The organism is Paractinoplanes toevensis, from assembly GCF_018332695.1.
Classification (GTDB): Bacteria; Actinomycetota; Actinomycetes; order Mycobacteriales; family Micromonosporaceae; genus Actinoplanes; species Actinoplanes toevensis.
In genome coordinates this window covers 28,779-47,285 of sequence record NZ_BOQN01000021.1, presented here as the reverse complement: position 1 = coordinate 47,285, position 18,507 = coordinate 28,779, and the positions used below count along the sequence as shown (strand labels likewise).

16 protein-coding genes and 1 pseudogene are annotated in these 18,507 nt (G+C 70.9%); 16 read left to right on the top strand and 1 reads right to left on the bottom strand.

What is annotated here, in order from left to right; all coding sequences use genetic code 11:
- Positions 1-105 precede the first annotated feature (105 nt).
- From Ato02nite_RS08450 to Ato02nite_RS08370, 16 genes and pseudogenes are all read left to right on the top strand, one after another.
- Entirely contained in the window at positions 106-1,140 is a 1,035-nt protein-coding gene (locus Ato02nite_RS08450) for a sugar ABC transporter substrate-binding protein (RefSeq protein ID WP_213005853.1), read from the top strand.
- Positions 1,137-2,663, top strand: a complete 1,527-nt coding sequence (locus Ato02nite_RS08445) for a sugar ABC transporter ATP-binding protein (protein WP_213005852.1) — start codon at positions 1,137-1,139, stop codon at positions 2,661-2,663. Before Ato02nite_RS08450 ends, Ato02nite_RS08445 begins: the two co-directional genes overlap by 4 nt.
- A 5-nt stretch (positions 2,664-2,668) precedes the next feature.
- Positions 2,669-3,649: an ABC transporter permease gene (locus Ato02nite_RS08440; RefSeq protein ID WP_213005851.1), complete on the top strand. Its 981-nt coding sequence runs from the start codon at positions 2,669-2,671 to the stop codon at positions 3,647-3,649.
- A complete protein-coding gene (locus tag Ato02nite_RS08435) occupies positions 3,646-4,644 on the top strand; it encodes an ABC transporter permease (RefSeq protein ID WP_213005850.1) in 999 nt (332 codons plus the stop codon). The genes Ato02nite_RS08440 and Ato02nite_RS08435 overlap by 4 nt, the downstream gene beginning before the upstream one ends.
- 10 nt (positions 4,645-4,654) lie before the next feature.
- Positions 4,655-5,497 (top strand): SMP-30/gluconolactonase/LRE family protein, encoded by an 843-nt coding sequence (locus Ato02nite_RS08430; RefSeq protein WP_213005849.1) that lies wholly within the window; start codon positions 4,655-4,657, stop codon positions 5,495-5,497.
- Positions 5,497-7,119, top strand: coding sequence for a long-chain fatty acid--CoA ligase (locus Ato02nite_RS08425; protein WP_213005848.1), 1,623 nt, complete (start codon positions 5,497-5,499; stop codon positions 7,117-7,119). The genes Ato02nite_RS08430 and Ato02nite_RS08425 overlap by 1 nt, the downstream gene beginning before the upstream one ends.
- Positions 7,120-7,138: 19 nt before the next feature.
- Positions 7,139-7,684, top strand: a complete 546-nt coding sequence (locus Ato02nite_RS08420) for a cupin domain-containing protein (protein ID WP_213005847.1) — start codon at positions 7,139-7,141, stop codon at positions 7,682-7,684.
- A gap of 158 nt (positions 7,685-7,842) precedes the next feature.
- Positions 7,843-9,474, top strand: coding sequence for a tannase/feruloyl esterase family alpha/beta hydrolase (locus Ato02nite_RS08415; protein WP_213005846.1), 1,632 nt, complete (start codon positions 7,843-7,845; stop codon positions 9,472-9,474).
- On the top strand, positions 9,471-10,235 hold the full coding sequence (locus Ato02nite_RS08410; protein ID WP_246606294.1) for an ABC transporter ATP-binding protein: 765 nt from the start codon (positions 9,471-9,473) through the stop codon (positions 10,233-10,235). Before Ato02nite_RS08415 ends, Ato02nite_RS08410 begins: the two co-directional genes overlap by 4 nt.
- Positions 10,228-10,920, top strand: coding sequence for an ABC transporter ATP-binding protein (locus Ato02nite_RS08405; RefSeq protein ID WP_213005845.1), 693 nt, complete (start codon positions 10,228-10,230; stop codon positions 10,918-10,920). Before Ato02nite_RS08410 ends, Ato02nite_RS08405 begins: the two co-directional genes overlap by 8 nt.
- Positions 10,921-10,939: 19 nt before the next feature.
- Entirely contained in the window at positions 10,940-12,190 is a 1,251-nt protein-coding gene (locus Ato02nite_RS08400) for an ABC transporter substrate-binding protein (protein WP_213005844.1), read from the top strand.
- Positions 12,187-13,059, top strand: a complete 873-nt coding sequence (locus tag Ato02nite_RS08395) for a branched-chain amino acid ABC transporter permease (protein WP_213005843.1) — start codon at positions 12,187-12,189, stop codon at positions 13,057-13,059. The genes Ato02nite_RS08400 and Ato02nite_RS08395 overlap by 4 nt, the downstream gene beginning before the upstream one ends.
- Complete coding sequence (locus Ato02nite_RS08390) at positions 13,056-14,075, top strand: branched-chain amino acid ABC transporter permease (RefSeq protein WP_213005842.1); 1,020 nt, start codon at positions 13,056-13,058, stop codon at positions 14,073-14,075. Before Ato02nite_RS08395 ends, Ato02nite_RS08390 begins: the two co-directional genes overlap by 4 nt.
- 57 nt (positions 14,076-14,132) lie before the next feature.
- Positions 14,133-14,813, top strand: coding sequence for a TetR/AcrR family transcriptional regulator (locus Ato02nite_RS08385; RefSeq protein WP_213005841.1), 681 nt, complete (start codon positions 14,133-14,135; stop codon positions 14,811-14,813).
- A 72-nt stretch (positions 14,814-14,885) separates the two neighbouring features.
- Complete coding sequence (locus tag Ato02nite_RS08380) at positions 14,886-16,247, top strand: DNA polymerase IV (RefSeq protein ID WP_213005840.1); 1,362 nt, start codon at positions 14,886-14,888, stop codon at positions 16,245-16,247.
- Between the two features lie 76 nt (positions 16,248-16,323).
- A pseudogene (locus Ato02nite_RS08370) lies at positions 16,324-17,174 on the top strand (LLM class flavin-dependent oxidoreductase).
- Here Ato02nite_RS08370 and Ato02nite_RS08365 read toward each other — a convergent pair.
- Positions 17,167-18,489 (bottom strand): PLP-dependent cysteine synthase family protein, encoded by a 1,323-nt coding sequence (locus Ato02nite_RS08365; protein WP_213005837.1) that lies wholly within the window; start codon positions 18,487-18,489, stop codon positions 17,167-17,169. The pseudogene Ato02nite_RS08370 and the gene Ato02nite_RS08365 sit on opposite strands and share 8 nt — an antisense overlap.
- Positions 18,490-18,507 lie beyond the last annotated feature (18 nt).

Genomic DNA, 18,507 nt, shown 5'->3' with positions numbered 1-18,507 from the left:
AACAGTGTGATGATCTTCCCTCACTGGCGAGTCGCCGCCCTCTTAAGGTTCCCGGAACGGAGGTGTGACAGGCCTCACAAGTAAGGCGCGAATCGGGAGTCGCTCATGATTCATTCAGATTTGATACGTCGCCTGCCGGCCTCGATGAAGCTCGCCGCGGCTCTGGCCGTTGTCCTGCTCGTCACCGCTGCCTGCGGCGGCGGCAGCTCCTCCGGCGGCGGCGACACCGCCGGAGCGGCGGGGCTCGAGGGCAAGACCGTCAACTTCGTCGGCTACGGCAAGGACAACCCCTGGGGCGCCTATTTCAACGGCGTGTTCGTCCCCAAGCTCGAGTCCCAGGGCGTGAAGGTCGTCGACCTCACGACGATGGACCCCGGCACCGCGGTGACCAACTTCAACCAGGCCATCTCCAACAAGCCCGACCTGATCGTCGCCGCTCTCCTCGACACGTCGTCGACGGTGGTGCCGATCAAGAAGGCCAAGCAGGCCGGCATTCCGGTGCTCGTCTTCGACGGGCGTCCGGACCCCTCGGTCGACGCGGACGTCATGCAGGTCCTCTCGGACAGCGAGGCGCTCGGCACGGCCGCCGCGCAGAACCTGGTCGAGGGTCTGAAAGCGCAGGGCCGGAACTCCGGCAACCTCATCGCGATCACCGGCACCAAGTCCGGCTTCGCGGCCCAGGACCGGATGAAGGGCTTCGACGCCGAGTTGGCGAAGACGCCGGAATACAAGGTGGTGGACATCCAGGACGGCAACTGGGACCCGACGCTGTCCGGCAAGATCGCCACGCAGCTCTTCGCCAAGTACGGCTGCTCGGGCATCCAGGGTGCCTACGGCATGGCGGACTACCAGGCGCTTCCGATCGTCGCGGCGGCCAAGCAGGCCGGCTGCCCGGTGGGCGGCAAGACCGGCCTCGTCGTCACCGGCAGCAACTGCTTCAAGGTCGGCATCGACGCGATCAAGGCCGGCACGCTCTACGGCACCGCGACCGAGGACCCGGGCACCATCGCCGAGCAGACCGCCGACTACGTGATCCGGTACTTCAACCAGCAGAACCCTCCCGCGAAGGAACTCGTCAAGGAGGAGCGGGTGACCGCCGAGAACGTCGCGCAGTTCGCGGAACAGTGCAGCAAGGCATGAGTGCGACCGGCGAGGAGCTGGTCCGCGTGGACGACCTCACCAAGAGCTTCGGCAGCACGCGGGCCGTGCACGGGGCGTCGTTCGGCATCGCCGCCGGCGAGATCCACGCGCTGTGCGGGCACAACGGCGCCGGCAAGAGCACGGTCGTCAAGATGCTGTCCGGCCAGGAGACGCCGGACGCGGGGGCGATCCGGATCGGAGGCGACCGGCTCGACCTGCACAGCCGGCAGGTGGCGCAGCGCAGCGGAGTCGCCCTGGTCGACCAGGAACTGAGCGTCGTGGCGTCGCTCACCGTCGCCGAGAACCTCATGCTCGGAGACCTCCGGGCGGGCTGGCTCAACCGGCGGCGTGCCGCCGGCCCCCGGTTGCGCGCGCTGCTCGACAACGTCGGGCTGGGCCACGTCGACCTCGATCAGCCACTGTCCGAGCTCGGCATCGGCGAGCGCCAGCTCGTCGAGATCGCCCGGGCGCTCGGCCAGGACGCCCGGCTGCTCATCCTCGACGAACCGACGGCCACGCTCAGCGACGTCGAGAGTGAGTACGTCTACGCGGCGGTCCGCGCCGTGGCCGCTACCGGCCGCGCCATCCTCTTCGTCTCGCACCGGCTCGGCGAGGTGCTCGGTCTCTGCGACCGGGTCACCGTCATGCGCGACGGCGCGGTGGTGGCGACCACCGCGGTGGCCGGCCTGACCATCGACTCCCTCATCGTCCAGATGCTCGGCGAAGCGCCGCACCGCCTCCGCAAGCGAACCGGACGGGAGGCCGAGGGGCCGGCCGAGGTGCTGAACGTCAGCGGGTTGTCGGTTGCCGGCCGGGTCGACGACTTCAGCATCGGGCTCCGGCCGGGCCGGGTGTACGCCCTGGCCGGCCAGCTCGGGTCCGGAGCCTCCGAGGTGCTGCGCGCGATCGCGGGCCTCGTCCCGGCGGCGACCGGCGACATCGAGGTCGACGGGGTCACGGTTCGTCCCGGCCACCCGATCGCCGCGACCCGGGCCGGCATCGCGTTCGTCTCCAACGACCGCAAGTCCGAAGGGCTGTTCCTCGACAAACCGATCAGCTGGAACCTGCTCGCCACCCGCTTGCCGGCGGTGACCCGGTGGGGCGTGATCGACCGGCAACGATGGTCGACCGCACTGACCCGTCTCGTCGGTCTGTGCGGTCTCGACGGCAAGCGGTCCGCCGACAGCGTGCGTTCGTTGAGCGGCGGCAACCAGCAGAAGGTCTTCGTCGGGCGCGGTCTCGGCCGCTCCGACGTCCGCGTGCTGCTGCTCGACGACCCGACCCGCGGCGTCGACGTCGGCGGCCGCGCCGCGATCCACGTGCTGCTGCGTGACGCCGCCGACCGGGGCATGACCGTGCTGTTCAGCTCGACCGAGCTGGAGGAGCTGCTCGACCTCGCCGACGTCGTGATCACCATGCACAAGGGCGTGGTCGTGCGGCGGCACGACGGCGACGTGGCCGGCCCCGTCCTGCTGCGGGAGATGACGCACGGCGCCGCGACCCCGGCCGAGGAACGACGGTGAACGTCATGTCCGCCCCGCCCCGTTCCGATGCGCCGATCCGCCGGCCCGGACGGTCCCGGTCGCGGGCCGAGCTCGTCATCGACGCGGTCCTTCTCCTCGCCGTGCTGGCGGCGATCGTGCTGGCCCTGACCACCCACCGGTTCGCGACGGTGGCCAACGCCAAGGCCATCCTCACCTCGGCCAGCCTGGTCGGCATCGCGGCACTCGGGCTGACCCTGATCACCATCGGCGGATCCGCGGTCTCGCTGGCCATCTCGCCCAGCGTGGCCGCCGTCGGGATGATCTTCCTGTCGGCGCAGTCGTTCGGCCTGGTTCCGGCCCTGGCCCTCGCCGTGCTGTGCGGAATTCTGATCACCGGCGTCCAGGGCGCCATCGTCGGCTACGCCGCGGCGAACCCGGTGGTGCTGACCATCGCGGCCAGCTTCGCCATCACCGGCATCGCGACCGGCGTCAGCGGCGGCTCGACGGTCTCGCCCACCGGAGGCGGGTACGACCGGCTGAACGCGACGCCCGGCGGCGTGGCGCTCAGCGTCTACGTCCTGATCGGGCTGGCCCTGATCGTGCAGTGGACGCTGCGGCGGACCGGCTTCGGGCGATCGCTCTACCTCATCGGGGAGAACCGCCGCGCCGCCCGGGCCGCCGGCCTGCCGGTCGGCCGGACGACCGCGGTGGCCTGGCTCGCCGCGGGTGCGTTGTTCGCCGTCACCGCGGCGTTCACCGCCGCCTTCAACACCTCCGCGAACGTGAACCTCGGCGGCACGCTCACCTTCGACGCCATCGCGGCGGTCCTGGCCGGCGGTACGCCGATCGCCGGTGGGCGTGGCTCCGCGCTGCGCACGCTCGCGGGCGCGGTCCTCATCGCCGCCGCGTCCGACATCCTGCTGCTGCGCGGCTCTTCGACCGGCGTCCAGATCCTGGTCAAGGGAGTCATCGTCCTGGTCGTGGTCGTCCTCGTGCACCTGCGTACCGAAGGGAGTCGCGCATGAAACCACCGTCCTTCCGGCGGCCCGAGGCCTCGCTGCCGGTGGCCGCGCTGGTCCTCACGATCATCGCGTTCGTGCTGATCCCGACGTACACCGACACGGCCCTCAGCTCGTTCGACGTCTACAACACACTGCAGATCTTCGCCCGGCTGGGCCTGCTCACCCTCGCGCTGGGGCTGACGATGATCGCCGGCGAGTTCGACCTGTCGGTGGTCGGAACGTACGCGCTCGGCGGGATGCTGACCGTGCAGGCGGGCCAGCAGCACTGGGCGTGGGGGCTGCTGGCGGCGCTGGGTGCCGGCGCGGCCGTCGGCCTGCTCCAGGGCGGGTTGATCGCACGCCTGAAGATCCCGTCGATGCCGGTGACGCTGGCGACCTACATCGCGCTGCTGGGGCTCACCAGCGCCCTGTCCGGCGGACTCACCAAGACCTACGCCAACGTGACGGTGACCCTCTGGGTCGACCAGCCCGTCCTCACGTACTTCTCGCCGCGGAGCCTGATCACGCTGGGCCTGTTCGCCGCCGCGGCGGCCGTCCTGTCGCTGAGCCGCTGGGGCCGCGAACTGCGCGCGATCGGCGGCGACCGGCGGGCCGGTCGCGTCGCCGGGGTCCGGGTCGACCGGCTGATCGTGGGCACCTTCGCGGCCTCCGGCGTGTTGTCCGCGCTCGGCGGGTCGCTGCTGAGCTTCAGCCTCGGATCGGCGAACCCCGATCCCGGCGTCCAGCCACTGATCGTGGCGGCCGCCGCGGCCCTGCTCGGCGGCGTCTCCCTGGCCGGTGGCCGGGGCCACCCGCTGGGACTGCTCGGCGGGATCCTGGCCGTCGCGTTGCTCGCCGAGATCGTGGCGGTCGCCGCTGTACCGCAGTACGTATCGCAGCTCTTCTTCGCGGGCCTGCTCGGGATCATCGTCGTCATCGACGCCCCTGATCTGCACAGCGCGCTCGTCCGGCAACGAACCCGCCTGCGGCCGTCCCACCACCCTCGTACCTCGATCTAAGAGAGCGCCGATGTCCGAACTCACCCTGCTCTACTCCGACCTACGGTTCCCCGAGGGCGCCCGCTGGCACGACGGCCGCCTCTGGTTCTCCGACATGCACACCGGGCAGGTCTTCCGGGCCGACCCGGCCGCGCGGACGCTCGAGGAGGTGACGGTCGTCGCGGACCAGCCCTCCGGGCTCGGCTGGTTACCGGACGGCTCCCTGCTGGTGAGCTGCATGATCGACCGCAAGGTCCGCCGGCTGGACCCGGACGGGAAGCTCAGCGTCTTCGCCGACGTCTCGGATCTCACCGACGCACCCGTCAACGATCTGGTCACCGACGACCGGGGCCGCACCTTTCTGGGCGGCTTCGGGTACGACCTCTACGGCGACGCGCTGCAGCGACCCGGTCCGATCTTCCGGATCGACGCCGGCGGCCGAGTGACCCGGGTCGAGAACGACATGGTCTTCCCGAACGGCATGGTCGTTCTGCCGGGCACCTCGACCCTGGTGGTGGCCGAGACCTGGGCGGCCCGGCTGACCGCGTTCGACGTCGGCGAGCACGGCGAGCTGACCGGCAAACGCACGTGGGCCGACCTGCCGCCCGGGTCGACACCCGACGGGATCTGCGTGGACCGGACCGGGGCGATCTGGGTCTCCTCCATCGCGACCGCGCAGTTCCTGCGGGTCGAGGCGGGCGGCCGGGTCACCCGGACGATCGACGTCGGGGGGCGGTGCGCCACCGACTGCGTGCTCGGCGGACCGGACGGGACGACGCTCTTCCTCCTCACCTCGAACAGCTGGCAACCGTCCGAGACCACCGGGCGGGCGGGGCGGATCGAGGCGGTCGAGACCGGCGGGGAGCTTTCCTGATGCGCGGGCTGATGCAGGATCGCCCACTGACCATCCCGACGCTGCTGTCGCGGGTCGAGACCCAGTTCGGCCACAAGCGGATCATCACCGGCGGCACCACCGAGACGGTGGCGACGTGGCGTGCGGTGGCGCCGCGCGTCCGCCGGCTGGTGCGAGCCCTGGAGAGCCTGGGGGTGCCGGCCGGGGCGTGCGTCGGCACCTTCGCCTGGAACAGCCAGCGTCACGTCGAGCTCTACCTGGGGATTCCCAGCTCGGGACGGATCCTGCACACGGTCAACCACCGGCTCTACCGCGAGCAGATCAGGTTCATCGTCAATGACGCCGCCGACGACGTGCTGTTCGTCGACCGGACGATCCTGCCGGTGATCTGGCCGTTGGTCGCGTCGTTCGACTCGGTGCGGCACGTCATCGTCATGGACGACGGCGGCGACATGCCGCTGCCGGACGACCCGCGCGTGCTCGACTACGAGGAACTCCTGGCCGGGCAGGCCGACGGCCCGCTGGAGACGGTGATCGAGGACGAGAACCTCGCCGCCTCGCTCTGCTACACCTCGGGAACGACGGGTGATCCCAAGGGCGTCCTCTACAGCCACCGTTCGATCGTGCTGCACAGCCTGCTGCTGCTCGGCGCGGACGTCTTCGCGCTGAGCGAACGGGACGTGGTGGCGCCGATCGTGCCGATGTTCCACGTGAACGCGTGGGGACTTCCGTACGCCGCCATGCAGAGCGGTTCCGACCTGGTGCTGCCCGGACCGCTGCGGGCTCCGGAGGAATTGGTCTCGCTCCTGTCCCGGCACCGGGTCACGTTCAGCGCGGGCGTCGCGACCGTGTGGCGCGATCTGGTCCCGGTGCTGGGCGGCCACGACCTCAGCAGCCTGCGCCACATCGCGTGCGGGGGCGGCGCGGTCGACGACGCGCTGTCCGGCGCCTACCAGCGAGCGGTCGGGATACCGCTGATCAACGCGTGGGGGATGACCGAGACCAGTCCCGTCGTCACCACCTCCCGGCTGGCGACCCACCACGACGGGCTCGACGGTGAGGCGCGCCGGCTGTTGCTCGGCAGCCCGGGCCCGGCCGTGCCGCTGACCGAGATCCGGGTCGTCGCCGACGACGGCGTGGAGCAGCCCCGGGACGGGCAGAGCCAGGGCGAGCTCCAGGTCGCCGGGCCGACGATCGCCAGTGCCTACGTGGGCTCGGACGCCGGGGCGGACGCGTTCACCGCGGACGGGTGGCTGCGGACCGGAGACGTGGCGACGATCGACGCCTGGGGCTACCTGCGGATCGTGGATCGCTCCAAGGACCTGGTGAAGTCCGGCGGTGAGTGGATCTCCTCGGTCGCGCTCGAGAACGCGGTCCTGTCCGACCCGCGGGTCAGGGAGGCGGCCGTGATCGGCGTGACCCACCCACGGTGGGGGGAGCGGCCGGTGGCCTGCGTCGTGCCGTCCGAAGGAGTGAATCTGACCCCGGACGACGTACGGGCCTATCTGCGCGGCCGTGTCGCGTCGTGGTGGATCCCCGAACGCGTCGAAATGATGACCGAGATCCCCAAGACCGCCACCGGCAAGTGGTCGAAACAGAAGCTCCGTCAACGGTTCGCCGACACGGCGACCGAAGAGGACTGAACCATCGAAAGGATCCGCGATGCCCATCGAACCGCGCCTGATCGTGACGGGCCACAACCGCGCCGGCGAGGCGGTCTTCGTCGAGGACCGCCACCCGGACCCGGTGAACGTCCAGGCTCTGCCGGGAGCCGACTTCTATCTCCTCTGGGGAACCCCGGACGGGGAGGCGAGGGTCGGCGAGCGGGACGCCGAGCCCGTCCTGCGGCCCTACTTTCCCGGCCTCGGCGGCAGCCGGGCCCTGTTCCTCCGATGGGCGGCACACTCGTCCGAGCCGCAGCCGATGCCGGACCCCGTCCGCGTCGCCGATGAGGTCGCTGAGAAGCTGCCCGGGCTGACCGACCCGTTCGAGGAAAAGGGGGACGGCATGCACACGACGGACACCGTCGACTACGCCATCTGTCTGGAAGGCGAGCTGTGCCTCGAGCTCGACAACGGGGCGGAGGTGACCCTGACGCCCGGCACGTGCGTGGTGCAGCTCGGCACCCGGCACGCGTGGAAGAACCGGTCCGATCAGCCGGCGCTGATGTGTTACGTGCAGATCGGAGCCGCACGCACCGCCGGCTAGTCCAGGTCCCCGGCGGTTGGCCAAGATCGTCTGTCCATTGCGGACATTTCCTTGGCGTTTCCCTTGCGAGTCCATTGTGACCCATGGCACAGTCGGTGGCACTCAGTGCCGCTCATCAATCTCTTGGTGGCACAGCGTGCTCGTCTGGAGGTTCGCAAATGGGTCGAATACTGGCGTTCGCGACCGCGTTGGTGAGTGCGGGGGTGGTCTTCGGGCCTGGTCCGGCCGCAGCCGCGGTGAGCACCGCCCCGAGATGCGCGGAGCTGGCCGGAACGACGATTCCGGCCTCGGCGATCAGCCTGCCGACCCGGGGCGGCCGGGTCGAGTCGGCATCCCGGCTGACGCAGGTGGTGAGCGGCCGGACCGTGGAGTACTGCAGTGTCCGCGCGTCGCTCTTCCCGAAGGACCCGTCCGCCCCGGACATCCGGCTGCAGCTCGGGATGCCCACCGGCTGGAACCGCGACACGATGATGTTCGGTGGCGGCGGCTACAACGGGACGATCCCCGACATCACCCAGAACGTGCCGTTCGGCCGTCCCGACTCGCCGGCGCCGCTGGCTCGGGGATATGCGACGTACGCCAGCGATTCCGGCCATCAGGCCGGGCCCGCCGGGTCCCTGGACGGGTCCTTCGGCCAGAACGACGAGGCCCTGCGGAACTTCGCCGCCGGCGATGCGCTCCGGAAGACCCACGACGCCGCCCTGTACCTCGTCCGCCGTGGCTACGGCACCGGACCCGGCCGGACGTACTTCGCGGGCGGCTCGACCGGCGGCCGCGAGGCTCTGGTCGTCGCGCAGCGGTGGCCGGACGCGTTCGACGGCGTCATCTCCGCCTACCCCGCCTGGAACAACATGGCCGAAGCCCTGGACCTGGGGTACCTGGCACAGGTGATGTCCCGGCCCGGCGCGTTCCCCGGGCCGGCTGAGCAGACTCTGCTCTACAACAGCGTCATGGCGGCCTGCGACGGGCGCGACGGCGTCGAGGACCGGATCATCTCGGATGTCGGCGGCTGCCACTTCGACCCCCGGGTGCTCCGCTGCCCGGCCGGCGCCGACACCGGGCCGACCTGCCTCTCCGACCCGCAGATCGCCTCCGTGACGGTGGCGTCCACACCGTTCCGGTGGCCGTACCGCATCGCCAGCGGTGAGCGGTACTACCCGGGATTCCCGTTCCTGTCGGGCGCTGACATGCGGACGCCGTATCTCGGGTTCGGCACCACCGCGCCCGCCGATCCCATGCCGACCACCAGCGGGTACGGATTCCAGTACTGGGATCAGTGGGTGAAGTACTTCCTGACCCGGGACCCCGCCCACAACTGGATGGCGGTGGACCCGCGGCGACCCGGGAAGTGGCTCTCCCGGATCAGCTACCTCTCCACCATCCAGGACCGCAACGACGCAGACCTCCGTCCCTTCGCGCGGTCCGGCGGACGACTGATCCTGATGCACGGCTCCGCCGACGAGCTCGTCTCGCACCGGTCCACGAACGACTACTACCGGCGCGTGCGGGCCACGGTCGGCCCCCGGCGGACCGATGCGTTCCTGCGGTACTACGTCGCGCCGGGCGCGAATCACGCCAACTTCGGTGCGCCCGCGTTCGCCGCCACCTGGGACTCGCTCTCCGCCCTGGAACGCTGGGTGCGGGACGGGCAGCCGCCGGCCCGGCCCGTGGTGCAGGACCCCAGGGACGGCCGGACCCGCCCGCTCTGCGAGTACCCGGGCTGGCCGAGATACCGCTCCGGTGATCCCGCCCGCGCCCAGAGCTTCGTGTGTGCGCGGGGGACCGCGTGACGGCGGGCGGCCGGGTGGCGATCCGTACCCGGGCTCTGACCAAGGTCTTCCGGGGTTTCCGGGCGGTCGACGCGGTCGACCTGGAGGTTCGCGAGGGCAGCGTGCACGCGCTGGTCGGTCCCAACGGTGCCGGCAAGACCACGTTGTTCAACCTGCTGACCGGCTTCCTGGCCCCCACCTCCGGGACGATCACGGTGTTCGGCGAGGACGTCACCGGTCTGCCGCCCGAGCGGGTCGCACGCCGGGGCGTGGCCCGGTCGTTCCAGATCACCAGCCTCTTCGACACCCTCACGAGCCGCGAGCACGTCGAACTGGCCCTGCAGGGCCACAGCCGGCAGGGGTTCCGGTTCTGGCGGTCGGAGAAACTGCTCGGCCGGCCTCGCGCCCGGGTGGACGACCTGCTCACGCAGGTCGGACTGATGCCACTGGCCGACAAGCCGGCCGGACTTCTGGCGTACGGGCAGAAGCGCGCGCTGGAACTGGCCCTGGTGCTGGCCCTGGACCCGCCGGTGATGCTCCTCGACGAGCCGACGGCCGGGATGGGGATCGAGGACGTCGACCGCACCATCGAGCTGGTCCGCCGCCTCGCCGCCGGTCGCACCGTGGTGTTCGTCGACCACAACATGCACGTCGTCGGCAGCCTGGCCGACCGGGTGACGGTGCTGCAGCAGGGCCGGATCCTGGCCGAGGGCGGCTACGACGAGGTCCGCAACGACGACCGGGTGATCACCGCGTACCTGGGTGAGGCCGACCATGCTTGAGGTCACCGGCCTGACGGCGTGGTACGGCCAGGCGCAGGCGCTGCACGGAGTGGACGTCCGGGTGAACGCGGGCGAGGTCGTCTCGCTGGCCGGCCGCAACGGCGCCGGCAAGACCACCCTGGTGCGGTGCCTGATCGGCCTGCACCAGCAGGCCGGCGGCACCGTACGCCTGCACGGCCGCGACATCACCGGCCTGCCGGCGCACCGCCGGGCCCGGGCCGGCATGGGCTGGGTCCAGGACGACCGCGGCATCTACGCGAGCCTCACGGTGGAGGAGAACCTGCTGCTGCCGCCCACGGTCTCCGACCGGGCCTGGGCGCTGGAGCAGGTCTACCAGGCCTTCCCGGTGCTCGCCGAGCGCCGCAAGGCGCCCGGCACCACGCTCTCCGGCGGTGAGCAGCAGATGCTGGCCATCGCCCGGGTGCTGCGCACCGGCGCCCGTCTGCTGCTCATGGACGAGCCCTCCGAAGGCCTGGCCCCGGTGATCGTGGCCCGGATCGGGGCGATCATCCGCGACGTCAAGGCGACCGGCGCCGGCGTGCTGCTGATCGAGCAGAACGTCAAGTTCGCGGCGACCGTGGCCGACCGGCACTACCTGCTCAGCCAGGGCCGCATCGTCGAGACCCTCGACAACGACGAGTTCCGGCGCCGCGAGGGCGACCTGCTCAAACACCTCGGCATCTGACCGACTGGGAGAGAACACCATGGAGAGCAAGCGAAAGTGGGCCGGCGCCTCGGCCATCACGGTGACACTGCTGCTGAGCGCCTGCGGTGGCGGCGGGCCCGCCAGTTCGGGCGGTGACTTCTCGGGGGACAAGCTGGTGCTGGCGGTCCTCAACGACCAGTCCGGGATCTACAAGGACGCGTCCGGGCCGAACTCCGTCAAGGCGGTCGAGATGGCCGTCGCCGACTACCGGACGAAGTACGGCGACCAGGCGGTCGTCAAGAAGATCGAGGTGACCTCGACCGACCACCAGAACAAGCCGGACATCGCCAACACCAAGGCCTCCGAGCTGTACGAGCGGGGCGGCGCGGACGTCATCCTGGACGTGCCGACCTCGTCCGCCGCGCTGGCCGTCGCCACCCAGGCGAAGAACCACAAGAAGCTGTTCCTCGACGTCAGCGCGGCGACCACCGCGCTGACCGGTGCCCAGTGCAACAAGTACACCTTCCAGTGGGCGTACAACACCCACCTGCTCGCCACCGGCACCGGCGCAACGGTCACCCGCAACGGCGGCAAGAAATGGACGATCATCTTCCCCGACTACGAGTTCGGGCAGAACATGACCAAGTCCTTCACCACGGCGGTCACGAAGGCGGGTGGCACGGTTCAGGAGACCATCCCCACGCCGTTCCCGAACGAGAACTTCGCGACCTTCCTCACCAAGGCCGGCAGCAGCAATCCCGATGTGATCGGCACGATGCAGGCCGGCGGTGACCTGATCAACCTGGTCAAGCAGTTCAACGAGTCGGGGCTGAAGGAGAAGGGCGTCGAGCTGGCTGTCGGGCTGATGCTCATCAACGACATCCACTCGCTGGGCGTGGAGCAGTTCGCCGGCACGCTGTTCACCGACCCCTGGTACTGGAACATGGACGCCGAGGCCCGCGCCTGGGCCGACCGGTTCCTGGCCGAGACCGGGGCCCGCCCGAGTTTCGAGCACGCCGGCAACTACTCCGCCGCGCTGCAATATCTGGACGCGGTTCAGGCGGCCGGCACCGACGACGCCGACGCGGTGGTCGCGAAACTCGAGGGCAAGAAGGTCAACGACGTGTTCCTGCGCAACGGCGAGATTCGCGCCCAGGACCACTCGGTCGTCCACGACGCCAACCTCGCCCGGGTCAAGAAGCCGGCCGACGTGAAGGAGGACTGGGACTACGAGGAGATCGTGGCCAAGATCCCGGCGGCCGAAGGGTTCCCACCGGCCGAGGCGTCCGGCTGCTCGATGAAGCCATGAGCGCGGTCCTCCAGTACGCCGTCCAGGGATTGGCGGCCGGCAGCTTCTACGCGCTGGCGGCGCTGGGGCTGGCGGTCATCTTCGGGGTCCTGGGCGTGGTCAATTTCGCCCACGGCGCGTTCTACATGCTCGGCGCGGTCGCCACTGCGGTCCTGCTCGACACCCTCGATCTCCCGCTGTGGTGGTCGCTGCTGGTGGTGCCGGTGCTGATGTTCGGTTTCGGCGTCGTGGTGGAGCGGCTGCTCGTCCAGTGGCTGCTCCGCCTTGATCCGCTCTACAACCTTCTGCTCACCTTCGGCCTCACCCTGGTCCTGGTCGAGCTGGTCAAGCAGCGGTACGGCGTCTCCGGACTGCCGTACCGACTGCCCGGCGGCCTGCGGGGACGGGTCGACCTGGCCGGCGTGGTGCTGCCGCGCTACCAGCTGTTCGTCCTGCTGTTCTCGGTCGCGGTGTGCGTGCTCGTCTGGCTGGTGATGACGCGCACCCGGATCGGCATGATCGTCCGGGCGGCGACGGAGAAACCTGAGCTCGCCCGAGCCCTGGGCATCAACGTGGGACGCTGGGTGACGCCGGTCTTCGGCTTCGGCGTCGCGCTCGCCGGCCTCGCCGGTGTGCTCGCCGCGCCGTTCCGGGCGATCACCGCCGAGATGGGCAACAACTTCGCGATCATTCTGTTCGCGGTCGTGGTCATCGGCGGCCTCGGGTCGATCGTCGGCGCGGTGGTCGCGGGCTTCCTGGTCGGTCTGGTCGAGGCCTTCGGCCAGGCGTACGCCCCGACGTTCGCGCAGATCCTCATCTTCGTCCTGATGGCCCTGGTCATTCTGATCAGGCCGGCCGGGCTGTTCGGACGTCAGGAGGCGACGGCATGACTCAGTCCGTGATCACCGAGGCCCCGCCGGCCGGGGCCGACATCCCGGTGGCCGCGAACAATCCGAGGCTGCGGTGGATCCTGCTGGCCGCCGGCCTGGTGGCGGCGCTCGCCCTGCCCTGGTTCGTCTATCCGCCGGTGGCGATGGACATCGTGGCGCTGGCACTGTTCGCCATCGCCGTGGACATCCTGCTCGGCTACACCGGCCTGCTCTCCTTCGGGCACGCGGCGTTCTGGGGGAGTTCGGCCTACGTGACCGGCCTGATCGCCACGCACTACGGCGTGCCGTTCCCGGTGGCCGTCGCCGGCGGCGCGGTCTTCGCGATGATTCTCGCGCTTCCCATCGGGTACGTGTCGGTGCGCCGCTCCGGGATCTACTTCGCGATGGTCACCCTCGCCTTCGCGCAGATGGTCTACTTCATCGGCTATCAGTGGAGCGACCTGACCGGCGGCGAGAACGGGCTGCAGGGCGTACCCCGGTCGTTCTTCGGCCTCGAACCGGTGGAGACCGAGTCGTTCTACTTCTATTACGCGGCCCTGCCGATCCTGCTGTTCGGCATGTGGGCGGCGTGGCGGATCGTGCACTCGCCGTTCGGGCGGGTTCTGGTGTCGATCCGCGACAACACACCGCGCGCCCGGGCGCTCGGCTATGACGTCGACAAATACAAGGCCGTCGCCTTCGTGCTCTCCGCCGGGCTGACCGGCCTGGCCGGTGGGGTGTTCGCGATCAGCCACGGATTCGTCGCACTGACCGAACTGCACTGGACCACCTCGGGCGACGTCGTGCTGATGACGGTTCTCGGCGGCATCGGCACGCTGTGGGGCGGAGTCGTGGGCGCGTTCCTGAACGTGACGCTCGCCGATTACCTCGCCTCCTCCGGCTTCCACGGCATCGACCTGATCACCGGCTCGGTCTTCATCCTCGTGGTGCTGCTGTTCCGCCGCGGAGTCTGGGGAACCGTCCGCCACCGGTGGCATGTCCGGCGGCTGCGACGTGCGTCGCAGCGCCGCCGGTGATTACAGTTCGCCAGACCGCAGCTTGCGCCACACCACGTCAGGAGAGGGCACCGGTCGGTGACATCGCGGAAAATACTCGACACCAAGTACCGGATCTCGGAAACGGCGATGGCCCTGTTCCTCAAGGACGGGTACGCGAACGTCACGGTCGAAGCCGTCGCCGAGGCGTCCAGCGTGTCCCGCCGCACCGTCTTCCGGCACTTCGAAAGCAAGGACGAACTGGTATTCCCGGACCACACCGAACGCCTCGGGCTGGTCGAGCGGTGTCTCGCGGCGGCTCCGCCCGGCACCGATCCGGTCGATGCCGTCATCACCGCCACCGAGGAGTCGCTCCGCGAATTCATCAGCCGGCCCGAACTCGTCCTCCGGCGCTACAAACTGACCCGCATCGTGCCGGAACTGCGCAAGCGGGAGGTCGTCGAACACGAGCGGTACGTGGCACTGACCCGGTCGTACCTGCGCGATCACCTCCCGCCCGACGCGCCCCCGTTCCAGCCGATGGCCCTCGCCGCCCTCATCGACGCGATCCACCGATCGGCGCTCGGCAACTGGGTACGCGAGGGCGGCGCGACCGATCCCGAAGCCGAACTGGCGGCGGGCATGGAATGGGTGCGCCGCATGATGACCCACCAGTCGGCGTTCTCGTCCGCTCCGCTGCTTCTCGCGCTGCTCCCGGACACGCCGCAGACCCGCCGCATGCTGACCTCGCTGAAGGACACCGCGGAGGAACTGCCCTGACACCCCGGGTTCCGGCGCGGCATTTTTGTCGTACCCCTGGCGGACACTGGAGTCCGTGAAGCGGGGGCATCGATGAGACCGGCGGCGAGCATCGCCCATGTTGACCTCGACGCGATGTTCGCCGCGGTCGAGCAGCGCGACAAGGTGTCGCTGCGCGGCCGGCCGGTCATCGTCGGCGGGGTGGCCGGCCGAGGTGTCGTCGCGACCGCATCGTACGAGGCACGCGCGTACGGGGCACGGTCGGCGATGCCGACCGCCGAGGCGAGACGGCGCTGCCCGCCCGGCACCGCGTTTCTCGCCCCGAGGTTCGCGGCCTACCGCAAGACCAGCGAGGTCGTGATGGCGTTGCTCGCCGACGTGTCGCCGCTGATGGAGCAGGTCTCGATCGACGAGGCCTACCTCGACCTGGCCGCCGCGGGCCGCCACGACCTGTCCGTGCCCGGGGTCACCGCGCTGGCCGAACAGATCAGAACGGCCATCGCCGCGGCTACCGGCGGGGTCACCGCGTCGATCGGCGTGGCCACCTCCAAGCTCGTCGCGAAGATCGGCTCGGACCTGCACAAACCGGACGGGCTGACCGTGTGCGCTCCCGGACAGGAACGGGCGCTGCTGCACCCGCTGCCGGTCACCCGGCTCCCCGGTGTCGGCCCCGCCACCGCCGAACGACTACGCCGCGCCGGGTTGCACACCATCGGTGAGCTCGCCCGGGTCGAGCTGCCGGAGCTGATCGACTGGTTCGGGCAGGCGCACGGGGCCGGCCTCTACCGGCTCGCCCGAGCCGACGACGACCGGCCGATCGTCGGCGAACGCGAAGCGAAATCCGTCTCCGCCGAGGAGACCTTCGACGTCGACCTGACCGACCGCACCCGCCTCAACACCGAGATCGATCTGCTCGCGACCCGGGTCGGCGGCCGGCTGCGCTCCGGTGGACTGTCGGCCCGCACCATCACCATCAAGGTCCGCCACCACGACTTCACCACCATCACCCGCTCGGCGACGCGCGCCCAGCCCACCGACGACCCCCGGCTGGTCGCGCAGTTCGCCCGGCGATTGCTGGCCGAGGTCGACACCTCCGCCGGCATCCGGCTGCTCGGCGTCGGAGCCACGACACTGGCCGGCTTCGTCCAGGACGACCTGTTCGGCTCGATGATCGACAGCCCTCCCGCCGACGATCCGCCGGTCAGCCCGGCGGCGGTCGCAACGGCCGGGCCACCCGAGGCCCCGCCGACCGCCTGGCGGCCGGGCCAGGATCTGCGGCACGACCACCACGGTGCGGGCTGGGTCTGGGGCAGCGGCCACGGGCGGGTGACCGTCCGCTTCGAGGGCCCGGGCACCCCACCCGGCCCGGTCCACACCTTCGCGGCCGACGACCCGGCCCTGCACCCGGCCGACCCACCCGACTGGGATCGAGCCGCAGCGGCGCGCGGCAGCTGAGCCACCACGATCGTGTCCCGGCCACTTTAGTTTTGGTGCTCACTCCGTCGTCGACGACGGCCCGGAGCTGCTGCGCATGGCGCAGCAGGCCGACCAGGACGGCCTCGACCTGATCTCGCTCTCCGACCATCCCTATCTCGGCGAGCGTCTGGACGCGTACGCCGCCATCGCCCTCATCCTCGGCCGCACGTCCCGACTGTCGGGTTTTGCCAACGTCACGAACCTGCCGCTGCGGCCCGCACCCATGCTGGCGCGCACGGTGACGACGCTGTCGCACTGTCCGGCGGCCGCGTGGTGCTGGGTGTCGGCGCCGGCGGGCGGTGGGACCGCATCGCCGACATGGGCGTACCAGGGCTCACTCCCGGGGCGGCCGTCGAGGCCTTCGAAGAGGCGATCCGGCTGGTTCGGCTGCTGTCCGGCGGCGGCCCGCCGGTGACGCACCAGGGGCGCCGTTTCCAGGTGCGAGAGATCGAGCCGGCCGCTGCGCCCACCCCTCCCGTGTGGACCGGATCCGTCGGGCGGAAGTCGCTGGCCGCCACCGGCCGGGTGGCTGACGGCTGGATCCCCGGCCACGCCGCGGACTGGCAGAGCCGGCGATACCAGGAATCGCGCCCGGTCATCGACGAGGCAGCGGCGGCCGCCGGCCGCGATCCCGGCGATATCCGTACGATCTTCAACCTGCCTGGCCGCATGACCACCCAGCCGCCGGCGAAAACCCGGGACCACGACGGCCGGTGGATCGGAGGTTCCGCCGCCCAGTGGGTCGAGGAACTGACCGGAGCCGTGCTGGAGCACGGCGCGGGCGGCTTCATGCTCTTCTCACCCAGCGGCGGCACGCCGGAGCCCGCCGCGCTGGACCGCTGGTCGAACGAGATCGTCCCAGCCGTGCGAGAAGCGACCGGCGGTACGCCGAGGTCGGCTATCTGAAGTAGTCGGCGCGGGCGATCACGCCGGTGATCCGCCCGTCGGTGAGGACGGCGAGCCACCGGGCATCGGCCGGTGTGCGGGCGAGAGCGTCCGCCACCGGCTCGTGCACCCCGGCCGTCGGCGGCGCGGGCTCGGCCAGGGCCGCGAGCGGAGTGTCCGCCGCCGCGGCCCCGCCGAGCGGCACCGAGCCGGCCACGTCACCGGGCGCCGGGCCGGTGCCCGCCCGCTGCGTGCGGGGCAGCAGCAACAGCGCGACCCCCGGTCCGGCGGGCAGGTCGCCCGCCCGGCCGGTGATCGGCGCGAGGACCGCCGGCCGCACCGGGCCGTCCCCGATCAGCGGCCCCGGCACCGCCGGCGCGGGAAAACCGGTCCGGCGCAGCCAGCCGTCGTCGAAGTATTTCGACAGGTAGGCCCGCCCGGAGTCCGGCGCGAGGACGACCACGAGCCCGTCCGGCCCGAGCTCGCGAGCCACCCGCAGCGCCGCCACCACCGCCGTCCCGGTGGAGGCGCCCACCAGGATCCCCTCCTCGCGGGCCAGCCGGCGGGTCATCTCGATCGACTCCCGGTCGCCGACCCGCTCGATGCGGTCGGCCACCTTCGGGTCGTAGGACTGCGGCCACACGTCCTCGGTGGTGTCCGGGTGGACGTAGTGCCCGATGCTCTCCACGTAGTACGGACTGCCGTCGCCGCCGCCGTACACCGAGTTCTCCGGATCGGCGCCGACGACGGTCACCGCGCCGGTCTCCCGCAGGTAGGCGCCCGCGCCGCTGATCGTGCCGCCGGTGCCGACCCCGGCCACGAAGTGGGTGACCCGGCCGCCGGTCTGCCGCCAGATCTCCGGGCCGGTGGTGGCGTAATGGGCGCCGGGGTTGGCGGGATTGTCGTACTGCCCGGCCAGCCATCCGCCCGGAGTCTCGGCGGCGAGCCGCGCGGCGATCTGCGAGACGTGCCGAGGGTCCTCGCGGGTGACCCCGCCGGTGGTGACGATCACCTCGGCGCCGTACGCCCGAAGTGCCGCGAGTTTCTCGCCGCTGCTCTTGTCGGGCACCACGACCAGCGCCCGGTAGCCGCGCTGCGCGGCGATCATCGCCAGCCCGATGCCGGTGTTGCCGGACGTGCCCTCGACGATCACCCCACCGGGACGAAGCTCGCCGGTGGCCTCGGCGGCGTCGACCATCGAGAGCGCGGCCCGGTCCTTGACGCTGCCGCCCGGGTTGAGGAACTCGGCCTTGAGGTGCACGGCGGCGTCGATGCCGGCGGTGACGCGGGTGAGCCGGATCAGCGGTGTGTTGCCAACGGCATCGAGCACACTCATGAATAGTAATCCTATAGG

Coding starts and splice junctions, on each gene's coding strand:
- Ato02nite_RS08435 (WP_213005850.1), top strand. CDS start 3,646: ATGAAACCACCGTCCTTCCGGCGGCCCGAGGCCTCGCTGCCGGTGGCC.
- Ato02nite_RS08395 (WP_213005843.1), top strand. CDS start 12,187: ATGAGCGCGGTCCTCCAGTACGCCGTCCAGGGATTGGCGGCCGGCAGC.
- Ato02nite_RS08440 (WP_213005851.1), top strand. CDS start 2,669: ATGTCCGCCCCGCCCCGTTCCGATGCGCCGATCCGCCGGCCCGGACGG.
- Ato02nite_RS08430 (WP_213005849.1), top strand. CDS start 4,655: ATGTCCGAACTCACCCTGCTCTACTCCGACCTACGGTTCCCCGAGGGC.
- Ato02nite_RS08445 (WP_213005852.1), top strand. CDS start 1,137: ATGAGTGCGACCGGCGAGGAGCTGGTCCGCGTGGACGACCTCACCAAG.
- Ato02nite_RS08420 (WP_213005847.1), top strand. CDS start 7,139: ATGCCCATCGAACCGCGCCTGATCGTGACGGGCCACAACCGCGCCGGC.
- Ato02nite_RS08415 (WP_213005846.1), top strand. CDS start 7,843: ATGGGTCGAATACTGGCGTTCGCGACCGCGTTGGTGAGTGCGGGGGTG.
- Ato02nite_RS08365 (WP_213005837.1), bottom strand. CDS start 18,489: ATGAGTGTGCTCGATGCCGTTGGCAACACACCGCTGATCCGGCTCACC.
- Ato02nite_RS08400 (WP_213005844.1), top strand. CDS start 10,940: ATGGAGAGCAAGCGAAAGTGGGCCGGCGCCTCGGCCATCACGGTGACA.
- Ato02nite_RS08425 (WP_213005848.1), top strand. CDS start 5,497: ATGCGCGGGCTGATGCAGGATCGCCCACTGACCATCCCGACGCTGCTG.
- Ato02nite_RS08390 (WP_213005842.1), top strand. CDS start 13,056: ATGACTCAGTCCGTGATCACCGAGGCCCCGCCGGCCGGGGCCGACATC.
- Ato02nite_RS08450 (WP_213005853.1), top strand. CDS start 106: ATGATTCATTCAGATTTGATACGTCGCCTGCCGGCCTCGATGAAGCTC.
- Ato02nite_RS08405 (WP_213005845.1), top strand. CDS start 10,228: ATGCTTGAGGTCACCGGCCTGACGGCGTGGTACGGCCAGGCGCAGGCG.
- Ato02nite_RS08380 (WP_213005840.1), top strand. CDS start 14,886: ATGAGACCGGCGGCGAGCATCGCCCATGTTGACCTCGACGCGATGTTC.